The organism is Snodgrassella sp. B3800, from assembly GCF_026535865.1.
Lineage (GTDB): Bacteria > Pseudomonadota > Gammaproteobacteria > Burkholderiales > Neisseriaceae > Snodgrassella > Snodgrassella alvi_E.
The window spans coordinates 283,323-297,457 of record NZ_JAFNPH010000001.1 but is presented as its reverse complement, the minus strand read 5'-3'; the positions used below and the strand labels follow the sequence as shown (position 1 = coordinate 297,457).

Here is a 14,135-nt window from a genome sequence, read left to right as displayed (position 1 = left end):
TTAACAATTTTCCACGTAGACAGTGTTGAGCCGATATTGTTTCAGGCTTCAGGCTGCCTATGATAACAAAAACCGCTTCAGGATACCTGAAACGGTTTTGTTCAAACGTTAACCGCAGACTGATTAGTTTGCTTCAGTAGTAGTAGTGGTTTGTTTGGTAGTAGTAGTGCTAGCAGCAGCTTTTTTGGCGTGTGCTTTTTTAGCGTGAGTGCGTTTTACCTGAGCTTTTTTAGCAACCGGTTTAACAGTTTTAGCAGCTGGTTTTACAGTAGTTGTAGCAGCAGTGGTGTTAGTGGTAGTAGTAGTGGTGGCTGCAGCAGGAGCAGCAAAAGAAGCAGCAGCAGTTAAACCAAAAATAGCGCTTACAACAGCAGCAGTGATTTTTTTCATGACAAATCTCCAATTTAAGTAGTTTAGGACAATAACCATCTCGGTTCTTGTTGCTGAACAGTATGGTCGCCAATACTTAGGCAAGACTTAGATAAATGTATTTTATTGTTAAATAAATGTAATTATAAGTTAATAAATTATATATACTACAGGTTTAAATTAATTTTCTTTTTAATCTTCAAGTTTTTAGGTATTTTGCGGGCATAGTAGCCGTTTTTAGTGAAATAAAATGACGCTTATTAACTGCTATCTGACAAATGTAAGCGCAAATTAGCGTCAATGCCCGAGAAAATTTAAAAAAAACGGTAGAAAAGCCAGATTAAACATCATCTGCGATTGCCATATTACGCAATAAAATTTCAAAAATCTCATTATTAAACTCTATTTATACATCGGAATAGCGAAAACCTTTTCCGAGAAGTCAGAGATAAAATTGGAGATATCAAAAGCACGATTAATTATTTGAATTTCAAAAGTTATGCTAATGAGTTTCTGGTTAAAACTGAGACCATAGACTTGTGTAAGCAGCGTATATTTGTTGTGTTTCAAACATTCTCAGCAGAATAAAAAAGGCGTATCCAAAAAGGGTACGCCGGTAACAAATAAAAAATAACTGTGTTAAACAGTACGAGCAATTTCAGTCATGGATTCAGCAGCCAGTCCCAGTGTGTCAGCAATGATTTCGCTGTTATGAGCGGCAGAAACAAAACAGGACTCATAAGCAGATGGAGCGAAAGCGACGCCACGAGCCAGCATGGCATGGAAAAATTCTTTAAACAATACCTGATTGCACCGCTGCATATCGCTAAAACAAGTCGGAAGCTCGGCAGTGAAATAAAAGCCAAACATCCCACCTATACTGCGACTAGTAAAAGGAATATTTGCTTCTTCTGCAATGGCGGCCAAACCTTTACTCAGTTCTAAAGTACGGGCGCTGAGTGTGTTGTAGAAATCTGGTCTTTGGATAATTTCCAGCGTTTTAAGTCCTGCAGCTACACATACTGGATTACCAGATAAAGTGCCAGCCTGATATACAGGACCCAAGGGGGAAACGCAGGACATAATATCTGCACGCCCGCCAAAAGCCGCTACCGGCATGCCGCCTCCGATGATTTTACCGATGGTGGTTAAATCAGGTTTGATACCGTGAATAGACTGTGCACCGCCCAGTGCGACACGAAAACCGGTCATAACTTCATCGTAAATCAATACGCTGCCATACTGGTCAGTGAGTCTGCGCATGGCCTGCACAAATTCTGATGTAGCCGGTATCATATTCATATTGCCGGCGATCGGTTCCACAATCACACAAGCAATGCTGTCGCCCTTGCTGGCAAAAGTTTGCTCTAATGCTTCAATATCGTTGTAGGGCAGCACAAGCGTATGGCGGCTAAAATCCTCAGGTACTCCGGCAGAACTGGGATGGCCGAAAGTCAGCAGACCCGAACCTGCTTTGACCAGTAAACTGTCAGAATGGCCGTGGTAGCAGCCTTCAAACTTGATAATATTGTCACGTTTAGTAAAACCTCTAGCCAGCCGTATAGCACTCATGGTGGCTTCTGTACCGGAGCTAACCAGCCGGATCTGCTCCATACTCGGCATAATATGGCGGATTGCTTCGGCAATACGGATTTCATTTTCGGTGGGTGCACCGAAAGACAGGCCATTTTCTGCTGCGTGACACACGGCTTCTACTACTTCCGGATGTGCATGCCCCACAATAGCCGGACCCCACGAACCGACATAATCGATATAGCGGCTTTCATTTTCATCCCACACATAGGCACCCTGCGCCTTTTTAATAAAGCGGGGAATACCACCAACGCTGCCAAAGGCTCTTACCGGTGAATTCACACCGCCGGGAATAATGGTTTTAGCCTGTTCGAATAATTGCTGATTTCGATCCATGATTTTAACCTCTGTTATAAAATGATGCCGGATGAATGGCATTTAGGGATAATCATACTATTGATTGTGCACACTCGATAAGGGACTTGAATCATTCAGCCGCTTAGATGCTTCATAGTGTGTCCAAACAGGCTGGCATAAAAAGTTTCAATTGCTACACATAGCAATAAAGATTCAAACAACAGAAAATAATGCTATATCCTGATTGGCAAATAACGAAACGCGTAAGGGTATCCTGTAGCCAGCAGCTATTTCATTGCTCTGCCAGTGCCGGTTGGCTTAGGAAAAAGAAGAAAATTTGCTGCGGAATGACTGAATCAACTGGGGAAAGTGAGCGAGATGCTTGACCCACTGGTAGACCATGAGGGTATAACTTTCCTGAACCAGAAAACGTAGTTTGGACTGGGTAGCGGTATAACGGGTAGTAGGGGTGGGAGAAACCTGTACATCCAATCCTAAGTCGCGGGCCATGATACAGGCTCGCGCCAAATGATAGGGATCGCTAACAATAATAAAAGTGTCTATATCATTATCTTCAGCAAGTGCCTGAGCATTCACCAGATTCTGCCAAGTGTCACGTGAATGATTTTCATAAATGATATCGCTGGCATCTACACCGTTGCGAATAGCATAACGACGACCTACCGCTGCTTCAGTCATAAAACCGCTGCGCGGACTACCACCGGTGAATAGTATTTTTTTTACTTTTCCCGCGCGATAAAGATTGATGGCATGATTGATACGTTCACGAAAAACCGGTGACGGGCGCTTATCCCATGCCGCAGCACCGAGCACAATGGCTGCATCGGCTTCACTGAGCAGCTGCGGATGGCTAAACTGATAGACAGTCGCCATACTGATGGCGTAATTGGCGGCAACAAACAAGCTACCGGCAGTAATCACACTACGCAGACAATACCAGAAGCCGAAGCGTGTGCCATTGGACATTTATTGCTCTAATAAAGCTTCAATATTGGTTAACGGCCGGCCGATGGCTGCATGATCGCCAAAGACAGCAATAGGACGCTCAATGAGAATAGGGTGGGCAGCCATAGCTGCAATCAAGGTATCTTCATCTGCCTCTACCAGATTGAGCTGTGCATATAAATCATCTTTGCTACGCATCATCTCCCTTGCAGAATGGATGGCCAGCTTCTGCTTTAGCGCGCGAATCTGTGCCTCGGATAATGGTTCGGTCAGGTAGGGAATGACTTTAGTGTTGACATTGCGAACCTGTAGTAAAGACAAGGCGGCACGGGATTTAGAACAATTAGGGTTATGATACAGTATGACGGTATTTGTCATGATTATCCCTGAACTTCAAAATAAATGGAAAATCTAAATAGGAAGTGTGGACGAAACTTCAAATTTTGACAAGTATTATTAATTATTTTAAAGATCAGACTAAGTTTCAGTAGTGAGTGTAAATAAATTATTTGAATAAAAATACATGCTTGGCTTAGGTATTAAAACTAAAAGTAGTATGGTGAATAAACAGCTTGCCGCGTTGGCGCCGAAATTGTAAATAAAATATTTTATAATTACTGCTGTGAAACGTAATATTTAGGAAAGGCTATGTTTCAATTCATCCGTGTTTTGAAAAAAACAGTGGTATTAAGTTTATTGATTTCTGGCGGATTGCACGTGCAGGCAGCAGAGCTGCAAAGCTGGCCTCAAGGTAAGGCCGCAGTATTGCCAGCAAATAGTACTGTACAAGTGATTAATATCTGGGCGACATGGTGTGCTTCCTGCCGTAGTGAAATGCCTATGCTTTCGCGCTGGTATCTTCAGCAACAGAAATCAGGTAAAGGCAGGGTAAACGTAGCAGGGGTGGCATTAGACACTGAGGCTAATTTACAACGCTTTACCCGTCAGATAAAAGTCAGCTACCCGCTATATCGCTACACCGGCACGGACAGCAGAGCTTGGATGAGGCAGTTCGGCAATAGTATTGGCGGCATACCTTACACGCAGGTACGGGCGCCAGAATGCGGTTTTCAACAGTCTTTGATAGGTAGGTTAACTGAAGACAAGCTTAATCAGGCGCTTGCAGCCGCTAAAAAACAATGTGCTCAACGTAAAATACATATATAAATTTTAAGCAAAATCAACATTAAAGTGTGCACCACGATTTTCTGTTTGATTTAAACCGTCTTGTACCATCAGTAGTGCTGTAACCAGAGTCAGTTTATCTGTCTGGCTGACAGCATGCAGGTACCATTGCTGTAACTGCATGTGTAATGTGTGCATGTCTTCAGTGCGTCGGCATATACCAAAATATCGGCTCATGAGTTTTTGCAGTGCATTAAGGCTGAATGGCTGCACATGCATATCTGGCACTGAAACAGATGTCTGCACGGGCTGTTGCCACAATAGCTCGGTCGATTCTTTCTTTAGATGCTGAGGCCAAGTCAGGGTATGAGAATCTGAAGCGGCCATACTGGCGGCGGCCGCCCGTCCAACAACGACACATTCCAGCAAAGAATTACTGGCCAGACGGTTGGCTCCGTGTAAGCCCGTACTGGCGGATTCGCCAATAACATATAGCTGTGGCACATCGGTACGGCCAGCCGTGTCGGTGATAATACCGCCACAGGCATAATGCGCTGCCGGGGCAACAGGAATGAATTCGCAGGTAATATCAAGCCCTTGCTGTAGGCAATGCAGATAAATCTGCGGGAAATGTGTGTGGATAAAGTCTGCAGATAAATGCGTAATGTCCAAATAGACACAATGATGGCCAGAATTGTCTATTTCAGCAGCGATGGCACGAGCGACGATATCGCGGGGTGCCAATTCGGCGCGCTCATCATATTGAGGCATGAAGCGCTGCCCTTGGCTGTTGCGCAAAATGCCGCCTTCTCCACGTACTGCTTCTGAAATCAGAAAGCACGGATTAGCTGGTAGTGCAAGCGCAGTGGGGTGAAACTGTACAAAAGCAAGCTGGCGTGTTCTGCAACCCGCCAGCGCAGCAACTGCGATGCCATGCCCAGTGGCTGTAAGTGGATTAGTGGTCAGCGAGAATAACTGACCCAGACCACCGCTTGCCAATACAGTATGTTTAGCTCGAATGAGAATGGTTTCGCCACTGTCTGCTATCGTGACACTGGCGCCAGTGCAAACAGTATTTTCCAGTATCACCTCATTTATGAAAGTATGGGTGAGTACTTGTATATTGGGGCGAGCCAGAAGCTGTTGCTGAAGGGTTTCGCTGATGCTGCGTCCTGTGTGGTCGGCTGCGTGCACAATTCGCCGCTTGCCATGTCCACCTTCGCGTGTTAGATGTAATTGCCCATTTTCACGCGTGAATTCCACCCCATGCGCACATAACCACTCAATTGCATTAGCACCTTTACTCAAAATGGTGGCTGTCTGAGTTTCATCACAGCTTCCGGCTCCGGCAATAAGGGTGTCGGCTACATGTTCAGCCACACTGTCTGCTTCATCGATTACAGCGGCTATACCGCCTTGCGCCAGAGTGCTGGCACATATTGACAAGTCTTGCCTGACTACAACCGTAATATGAAAATGTTCAGGTAAAGACAAGGCTACTGTCAGTCCGGCCAGACCGGCACCAACAATCAGCACATCTGTCTCAGCAGTTGAGCAGGGAGGCAAAGTGGTCATGTTGTCTGATCCAAGGAATAAACTGATCGGATAAAATATTTAAAGTATTAGATGTAGAGCTAAAAGCTTGAAATTCACGCCAGGCTGATGAGAACTCAAGCATGCGCCGGATCGACAAGCTAGCCTGCTGGCTTAATGCTGCTGGAAGCTGTACGCGATGCTTCTCTTGGTGGTTTAGCGCGTCGATACAGGACTCCAGACCGTTCATGGCCATCCATGGGCAGAAAGCACACGATTTACAGGTAGCACCATTACCGGCAGTGGGCGCCGCCAGAAATGTTTTTGCTGGTGCCTGTTTGGTCATTTCATGCAGAATGCCTTGATCAGTGGCTACAATGAAAGTATCAGCCGTATCGTTGATTGCTGCCTGTAGCAACTGGCTGGTAGAACCAACCACATCTGCCAGAGCCACTACTGCTGCCGGCGATTCAGGATGTACCAATACTTTAGCGTGCGGATAACGGGCTTTCATCAATGCCAGTTCTTGCCCTTTAAATTCATTGTGTACCATACAGGAGCCCTGCCACAGCACCATATCAGCACCGGTCAGATTCTGAATGTATTCGCCTAAATGCCTATCCGGCCCCCAGATAATTTTTTTACCCTGAGCATGTAAAAAAGATACGATTTCAATCGCAATCGAAGAGGTAACAACCCAATCGGCACGGGCTTTAACTTCAGCGCTGGTATTGGCATAAACCACGATAGTTCGTTCCGGATACTGATTACAAAAAGCTGTGAATTCATCTGCCGGACAGCCGAGGTCTAAAGAACAAGTTGCTTGCATATCCGGCATGAGTATGGTTTTTTCTGGACTAAGTATGCTCGCTGTTTCGCCCATGAATTTCACTCCGGCTACCAGCAGTGTCTGTGCCGGATGGCGGGCACCGAATCGCGCCATCTCAAGCGAATCGCCCACCATACCTCCGCTAGCAAGTGCCAAATCCTGTAATTCTGGTTCAACATAGTAATGTGCGAGCATTACCGCCTGATGCTGCTGCAATAATGTAGTAATTTTCTCAGAATAAGCCTGCTTCTGTTCTTTAGTTGGTTGCGATGGAATTTTCGCCCATGCACATTCCAGTACGGACGTGGCAGGCTGACCATGCGTAGCTGCATCAGTAGCATATTTTTTTAGCTGTACAGATGGTTTTTCATAATCAAAAGCACGCCATTGTTTATGGTCGGGTACAGTTAGCATAGACACTCCTTAATCAGGATTAAATCATTATGCTCAATATGAGTATATAAAGCAACATGTAAAGATCGTGACAGGAAGAAAGTAAATAGATTTGATTATGGTGCTGTTTCATTAAATAGCTGAATGAATGGCTGATTCATAAAAACCGGCTGCGCAGGTTTTGTTTTTTTGCAACAATTTCTTTACAATTAATGAGTGTTGATTAAGGAGTATTACCTGCATGCACACAACAGCTGATTTACCCTCATCCAGTTATAGCGATAGTGCAGCTGAGCTGGTGGCCGTGTTGTTTGCAGTAACGGATTTTAGCGCCCGCGTGCTTACCATTCACGATGGCAGCTTATTGCCTTTTGGTCCGTTAAAACCAGTGCACCACTCCTTGCAGGCTGGAGCAAGAACATGGGTACATCAGCAGACCGGTCAGCCACTTGGCTATATTGAACAGCTATATACTTTTGTTGACATGAAGCGTAGCCATCACAATGGTCAGGCAGTTATCAATATTAGTTATCTTGGTCTAGTAAAAGAAACAGCCGAAAGTGGCCTGACGCTGGAAGCAAAATGGCAAGACTGGTATGAATATTTTCCATGGGAAGACAGCCGTCGTCCGCAACATGCGCATATTCTCAACCAGCTGATTCTGCCGATGCAAAACTGGGTGGATGCCGCACCCAATCAGGAAATCCGTAATCAGCGGCAGCAACGCCTGAATTTATGTTGGGGTATAAACGGGCAGCACTGGATTGCCGAAAATGCTCTGCTGCGCTATGAGTTGATGTATGAGACAGGCATTATTGCTGAGTCACCGTATTATGATAATCAGCTTCCGCCACAATTAACTGGTCGTCCCATGCAATTTAATCATCGTCGGATTCTGGCTACGGCTGTGTCGAGATTGCGCGCTAAATTACAATACCGGCCAGTTATTTTTGATTTAATGCCGCCCCAATTTACTCTGTATCAGTTGCAGCGCAGTATTGAAGTATTGAATGGTGTGGAGCTGCATAAACAAAATTTTCGTCGTTTGGTTAACAATCAGCAGCTTGTTGTAGCTACTGGTGAAACTATGGTTGCAGAGCGTGGACGTCCGGCACAACTATACCGTTTTAATGAAAATGTATTGCAAGAAAGCTTGCTTTCCGGTTATCGGCTCCCATTGATTGGTAATCACATATAATACCTTTCTGTATCATCAAGGTTTTTACCAAAATTTTTTGACATTAATATCATAGGGATACATATGCTGTACATGTTGCGGCAGAGCTAAGATGCTTACTTTATTAAAATACAGAATTAGAGTTTATCTAATCCTGCTTTTGGCATTGTGAACACTGAACGCACTTCTGGCGCGCATCAACCTTATAGCAAAAATTAAATCAAGACATGTCTAAATTTTCCTTTTCGTAAAAGTCTTATCTCATATATACTCTAAACGAGTATAAATACAAATGAGAAAATCATGATGAATGATTTATCTGAAATTATTACGCGTCCATTAGTACAGGCAGCACTAGTGGAAGATTTGGGGCGCCGCGGAGACATTACCTCCCAAGCAGTTGTACCGGCCGAGAGCCTTGCACAATTCAGCATCGTGGCTCGGGCAGAAGGAGTAGTCTGCGGGCTAGAACTGGCACGGCAAAGCTTTGCATTAATCGACTCTAATCTAAATTTTAAAATATATCAAAATGATGGTGATATCATTTCCGCAAATACTGTGCTGGCACAGGTTACAGGTAATGCTCGGGCAATTCTGGCTGCTGAGCGTACAGCCCTAAACTTTCTGACTCATTTAAGCGGTATTGCCACTACCACACACGAACTTCAGACACTGATTGCGCCTACAGGTGCCTTGCTCACCTGTACCAGGAAAACTTTGCCTGGCCTGCGCGCTATTCAGAAATATGCAGTACGAATGGGGGGCGGACGTAATCATCGAATGGGACTGGATGATGCTATTCTGATTAAAGATAATCATATTGCTCTGGCCGGAGGTGATATTGCTCTTACCCTACGGCAAGCAAAGGCTTATGCAGGACATCTTATCGCTATAGAGGTGGAAGTAGATACCCTAGCGCAGTTGCGTCGGGTACTGGATGTAGGTGTTGATTTAGTATTGCTGGATAATATGTCAGTGGAAGAATTGCGAACAGCAGTAAGCTGGTGCAAAGGGCAATGTCAAACAGAGGCATCTGGCAATCTACGTCCAGATACACTTTTGGCTGCAGCACAAACCGGTGTTGATTTTCTGGCAATGGGCTATCTGACGCACAGCGCGCGTTATCTTGATATTGGTCTGGATTATCAGTAAACCCGATTAACTGTCCTGGACCAGAAAGATGAAATTCTTGTTGTATTTACTATTTTCCACTTTGCTAAGCTTATATAAAACATTATATTGCTGATTTTTAAGCCTGCTTGTTATAGAAAATATCAAAAATACAATAATGGATTAGGTTACGAAACCGGAAAACATAGTAGGTGGGTTTCAAACGTTTTCAATTTAGGAAATAGCCGAAGTGCTTGAGTTTGAAAACACTTTTAACTTTATTGATGATAACGCTCAGTAAAGCGAGGCAAGTAGCGGCTGTGAAATATTTCTGCATCCTGAATACTATCGTTTTATTGCGTGTCAGTTTGAATTGTAAATATGCCTGTAATAAAAAATTAGTGTTTTAATTTTTTACACATGCATAGAAAACAGAATGATTCATATAAAAAGGTGCAGCCTAATAAGGCTGCACCGTACTGATACAAAACAGAATCTATTAACCGTATCGGCGTTGAAATTCTTGCATAAAGCTCACTAAGGCTTCTACACCCTGTAATGGCATAGCATTATAAATACTGGCACGCATGCCTCCCATGGATTTGTAGCCCTGTAACGTACATAATCCATGCGCATTAGCTTGTTGCACAAATAGTTTATCCAGCTCTTTTTCAGGTGTGTGGAAAATAACATTCATGTACGAACGCGCATGTTCTTTTACATTATTGATATAAAAACCATTACTGTTATCTATGGCGGAGTACAGGGTTTCTGCTTTCATGGTATTGATAGCCTGCATCTGTTCCACACCACCATTGGCTTGTAGCCAGCGGAATACCAAACCAGAAATATAAATCGGATAGGTGGCTGGTGTGTTATACATGCCCTGACGGATAATATGGCTATGGTAATTCCATACGTCCGGTATGCGATCGGAGCAGCGTTCAAGCAAATCTTCACGGATAATCACAATGGTGGCACCAGAAGGGCCGATATTTTTTTGTGCACCGGCATAGATTAAGCCGAAATCCGCAACATTAATTGGCCGTGACAGTATCTCACTCGACATGTCACAGACAATTGGTGGTAGTCCATCGGGTTTGGGGATATTGCGATACTGCAGGCCATGCACGGTTTCATTAATGCAGTAGTGAACGAAAGCTGAATCCGGATCAACGTCCCAAGTTTCTGGTGCCGGAACATCAGTATAGTTATACAGATCACCACCATGGGCAGCAAGATGAATCTCAGCATCAGATAGTTTACCCATCTGGCTGTGAGCGATACGGCTCCAATTGCCACTCACAACAGAGTCCACCCGTTTAAAACCATTGGCTAGATTCATGACAACCATATTGAACTGAGCACTGGCGCCGCCCTGCATAAACAAAACCTTGTAATTATCTGGAATATGCAGCAACTGACGCAAATCCAGTTCTGCATGATGCAGGATACTGAGAAAAGCATCGGAGCGATGGCTCATGGTCATGACTGAAGTGCCGGTACCATTGTAATCCAGCATTTCAGCCTGAGCTGTCTGTAATACGGCCTCAGGTAGAATGGCCGGACCGGCAGAAAAATTGTATTTGTGCAGTGTTGTCATGAATAATTTAAAACCTGTTGCTAAGCTGTATGTATAGAGGTTTTGCGTCCCGTGGAAATGCTGCATACCGCGTTGAGGTTTAACGCAAAACCAGGTGAAGTCTTGAGTTGCTGGAATTCTAGTTGTTTGCCAAATGAAAGGCAAATACAAAACCGTTTTGCATGTAAAGGAGCGAAAGTATGGTTTTTTCTGCCTGTGAGCGAGAAAGATTTAGTTTGAAACCCTTTTATTTTGCTTTTGCTCAGGTAAATTTTCTATAAATTACCGGATTTATCTGGTTGTCAGACCCCTTTAATCGCATAGAGAATCTGATTTCAGCCCTCACTGCTGTTTTCCAGTAAGGTAATTTTGGTGGCCCCAAGCTGCTTTAAGCTGTGTAGAGCTTCATGCCATGCTTGAGGTAGATTTTCGCAGTCTTTATCCCATGCTTTTAAACCAAATTCCAAACGATATTGATGGATTTGTTCATCGTTAGGCAAATCTTCCCGAATAGTTGGGAGGCTAAACGTTTTGATACCTGGCCATTTTTGTTCAATCTGCTCCATCAAGGGGGCGATTCTAGATTCAGGTACACCGTCAACCAGCGCGGCTTTAGCCGTGATCTGATGCTGAAAAAAATTCTTGCTGTAATAGGTATTCAGCACCCATTCAGCCATGGGGTGTGCCATTTTGGGAAAGCCGGGGAAAAAATAATGCTCTTTAATAGAAAAGCCGGCAATATTATTAAACGGATTGGGAATAAGCGCTGCCCCTTGTGGAAATTCAGCCATTTTGGCACGCTGTAAATGAGATGGACTATTAAGTGAGTCGCCTTGTCTGATTGAAATTGCTTCAATATTTTTTAATGCTTCAGGATGAGCTTGCAAGGGTAGATTTAAAGCAAGTGCACAAGCTTGGCGGGTGTGATCATCTGGCGTTGCGCCAATACCGCCGGTTACAAATACGGGTAGTTTTTCTTCAAAAGACTGTTTCAATTGGTGAGTAATGGTATCGCTGTCATCGGGCAGATACTGTGCCCATGCCATTTGAAGGCCGTGTTGCTTAAATAAATGTTTAAAAAATATAAAATGGCCGTCTTGTCTTGATCCATTCAGAATTTCATCGCCGATAATAATGATGCCGATTTGCATGCAGGTTCTCCTGAGTTGTGTTTGTTGTTGCAGTATGGCTATATATTTCAATGATATAAAACGTGGCTATTGTTTTATGCTCAAATTTATTTTAATGTGCAGGTGTCGTGTTATTTTAGCAAGGATGTGATTATGAGTATCAAAAAATTGGCCATCACTGCCCTGGTTGCAGGTAGTCTTGCTGCCTGTGCCCACACATCAGACCGTAAGGTGAATATGCGTGCAGCGAATGCGCAGCTACTCAGTGCTTACGATTGGCAGCTGGCAGAAGCTACAGACCGGCACGGCCGACCTTTGGCTAGCCTTGCCGGCAATACCAATCTGAAACTGAATTTTAACGGTCAGCGGCTAAATGTTTCTGGTGGCTGTAATAATATCAGTTCGGTTTTCCAACTGAACGGTGAAGATATGCACATTCAGGCGCCGGTAAGTACGATGAAAGCGTGTGCTCCCGATGTCATGGCGCAGGATGCAGCAGTTGTATCTTTTATGAACGGCCAGAAGTTACATGCTGGTTTATTGAATACTGAAGATAGTCAGAATGCTGAACCAAAGCTATGGATTGAAAATCGCCGAGGTGAGCATTTGCTGTGGCGGGGTGTGCCTACTGCAACAGCACAGTATGGACAACCAACAGTGGTATTTTGGGAAATTAGCCCAGAAACTCAGGCTTGTCAGACAGCGCAGGGTGCTGCTCAATGCCTGAAAGTACGTGAAGTGACCTATAACGAGCAGGGTATCAAAGTTAAAAATGGTGTATGGCGTAATTTCGCTGGTACGATTGATGGTTGGCAGTTTAATCCGTCCGAAAATCAAGTTTTACGTTTGAACGTATATGAAATTAAACCAGCCGATGCCTCTGCAGAAAGCCAATATGTTTATAAATTGGATCAGATTATTGAGCGCTCAGCGGTGAATACACCTAAACATAAACATCAACGTAAATAAGCAGTACGGGTTATTGAAGCAGAAAAAGGCAATGAAATTTCATTGCCTTTTATTATGCTGGTATTTCAGTGCGTAAGAAATTGAACTGAATTTATTGTTTTAAGTAGATTTCTGGCTGACCTGCCGCATTATCAAGTATCAGTGTCTGATTATTTTTATTTTGAATCAGTCTGCCACTGCGGCTAATGGATTTGCTGCGGCCATCTTTGCTGACTTGATTTTGATAAGTAAATTGATGGTTCGGTTCTAGACGGAAAGAAGTGGTTTCACTGTATTGATGACATTCAGGTTGTTTGCAATTCTTAAACAGTTTAACCTGATTTTCATCTTGTTGGATGGAGGCAGATAGGTTCTCAATTTCTTTTTCAATCTGTTGTTGCTGATGCAACATTTGGCTCATAATTCTTTCAGCATCATCATTAATATAACTCTCGTCTGTAGGCTGATGGCTTGCAGCTATAGCAGTATTGGCCAGTGTAAATATTGTGGTGATCAAGAGGACTGATTTCAGTATTTGCATGTGTTTTCTCTTTTTCTTAGTTGAGTGATTCAACGTTTCTATGAATACTGTGATTTGGAAAAAAATGTAGTGGTTCAGATCAATATTTAACTATTGAAAACTAGAAAATATCGCAATCTGTATAATTTCCATTATCATCTTTTTGGTTAGTACAAAGCAGCATGCCCTTTAAACTACTATAGACTACACTTTTTGTTTCCCCACTATTAGCTGCCTTTGGGGTAGCAATTAGTGTATAGCTGCTAGGATTGTATATACCTGTTAAAGTAAAAAAAGTTTTACTTCGATTCTGCTCAAGTTTGTTGTAGCCGACAAATGTTTTGTTTTGGGAATAATACCTTTCCAGCATGTTTATATTGGATAAGATATCAGCGCGTGCATTTTCTGCTCTGGCTTTAAGAACAAAATTATGATAAGTGGGATAGCTGATGGCAGTCAGAATGGCAATAATAACGATGGTTATCATCATATCAATCATGGTGAAACCGTAATGGTGACGATGCATTGTATTCTCTTCCTTATTATGAATGCTGATTAATTGC

14 protein-coding genes are annotated in these 14,135 nt (G+C 43.5%); 4 read left to right on the top strand and 10 right to left on the bottom strand.

From position 1 onward, the window contains the following. Nucleotides 1-123 precede the first annotated feature (123 nt). The 4 genes from J3U64_RS01350 to arsC form a co-directional block, all read right to left on the bottom strand. On the bottom strand, nt 124-390 hold the full coding sequence (locus J3U64_RS01350; protein WP_100140082.1) for a hypothetical protein: 267 nt from the start codon (nt 388-390) through the stop codon (nt 124-126). Nucleotides 391-1,008: 618 nt separating this feature from the next. Beyond that, the gene (gene hemL / locus J3U64_RS01345; RefSeq protein WP_267390204.1) at nt 1,009-2,298 is read right to left on the bottom strand and encodes a glutamate-1-semialdehyde 2,1-aminomutase; all 1,290 of its coding nucleotides are present in this window, start codon (nt 2,296-2,298) and stop codon (nt 1,009-1,011) included. Nucleotides 2,299-2,577: 279 nt separating this feature from the next. Then, entirely contained in the window at nt 2,578-3,246 is a 669-nt protein-coding gene (locus tag J3U64_RS01340) for a YdcF family protein (RefSeq protein ID WP_323811386.1), read from the bottom strand. Next, the gene (gene arsC, locus J3U64_RS01335) at nt 3,247-3,603 is read right to left on the bottom strand and encodes an arsenate reductase (glutaredoxin) (RefSeq protein WP_100140085.1); all 357 of its coding nucleotides are present in this window, start codon (nt 3,601-3,603) and stop codon (nt 3,247-3,249) included. Between the two features lie 270 nt (nt 3,604-3,873). On the opposite strand from arsC, the gene J3U64_RS01330 reads away from it, so the two are divergent. Continuing rightward, on the top strand, nt 3,874-4,392 hold the full coding sequence (locus J3U64_RS01330) for a TlpA disulfide reductase family protein (protein ID WP_267408032.1): 519 nt from the start codon (nt 3,874-3,876) through the stop codon (nt 4,390-4,392). A gap of 3 nt (nt 4,393-4,395) precedes the next feature. Here the strand turns inward: J3U64_RS01330 and nadB are convergent, their stop codons facing one another. Both nadB and nadA read right to left on the bottom strand, forming a co-directional pair. After that, nucleotides 4,396-5,925 (bottom strand): L-aspartate oxidase, encoded by a 1,530-nt coding sequence (gene nadB / locus J3U64_RS01325; RefSeq protein WP_267408031.1) that lies wholly within the window; start codon nt 5,923-5,925, stop codon nt 4,396-4,398. Then, nucleotides 5,894-7,126: a quinolinate synthase NadA gene (nadA, locus tag J3U64_RS01320; protein WP_323811385.1), complete on the bottom strand. Its 1,233-nt coding sequence runs from the start codon at nt 7,124-7,126 to the stop codon at nt 5,894-5,896. Before nadA ends, nadB begins: the two co-directional genes overlap by 32 nt. Nucleotides 7,127-7,346: 220 nt before the next feature. Between nadA and J3U64_RS01315 the strand changes: the two genes are divergently transcribed. Both J3U64_RS01315 and nadC read left to right on the top strand, forming a co-directional pair. After that, nucleotides 7,347-8,303, top strand: coding sequence for an NUDIX hydrolase (locus J3U64_RS01315; protein WP_267390210.1), 957 nt, complete (start codon nt 7,347-7,349; stop codon nt 8,301-8,303). A gap of 282 nt (nt 8,304-8,585) precedes the next feature. Further along, on the top strand, nt 8,586-9,434 hold the full coding sequence (gene nadC / locus J3U64_RS01310) for a carboxylating nicotinate-nucleotide diphosphorylase (protein WP_267408030.1): 849 nt from the start codon (nt 8,586-8,588) through the stop codon (nt 9,432-9,434). 457 nt (nt 9,435-9,891) lie between these two features. Here nadC and serC read toward each other — a convergent pair whose 3' ends face one another. Both serC and J3U64_RS01300 read right to left on the bottom strand, forming a co-directional pair. Next, nucleotides 9,892-10,995: a 3-phosphoserine/phosphohydroxythreonine transaminase gene (gene serC, locus J3U64_RS01305; RefSeq protein ID WP_100140091.1), complete on the bottom strand. Its 1,104-nt coding sequence runs from the start codon at nt 10,993-10,995 to the stop codon at nt 9,892-9,894. Nucleotides 10,996-11,309: 314 nt separating this feature from the next. Further along, nucleotides 11,310-12,125, bottom strand: a complete 816-nt coding sequence (locus J3U64_RS01300) for a competence/damage-inducible protein A (RefSeq protein WP_267408029.1) — start codon at nt 12,123-12,125, stop codon at nt 11,310-11,312. Nucleotides 12,126-12,257: 132 nt separating this feature from the next. Between J3U64_RS01300 and J3U64_RS01295 the strand changes: the two genes are divergently transcribed. Then, entirely contained in the window at nt 12,258-13,073 is an 816-nt protein-coding gene (locus tag J3U64_RS01295) for an META domain-containing protein (RefSeq protein WP_267408028.1), read from the top strand. A 91-nt stretch (nt 13,074-13,164) separates the two neighbouring features. On the opposite strand, the gene J3U64_RS01290 is transcribed toward J3U64_RS01295, so the two are convergent. Both J3U64_RS01290 and J3U64_RS01285 read right to left on the bottom strand, forming a co-directional pair. Next, on the bottom strand, nt 13,165-13,593 hold the full coding sequence (locus J3U64_RS01290) for a hypothetical protein (protein ID WP_267408027.1): 429 nt from the start codon (nt 13,591-13,593) through the stop codon (nt 13,165-13,167). Between the two features lie 100 nt (nt 13,594-13,693). Then, nucleotides 13,694-14,098 (bottom strand): type IV pilin protein, encoded by a 405-nt coding sequence (locus tag J3U64_RS01285; RefSeq protein WP_100140096.1) that lies wholly within the window; start codon nt 14,096-14,098, stop codon nt 13,694-13,696. Between the last annotated feature and the right edge of the window lie 37 nt (nt 14,099-14,135).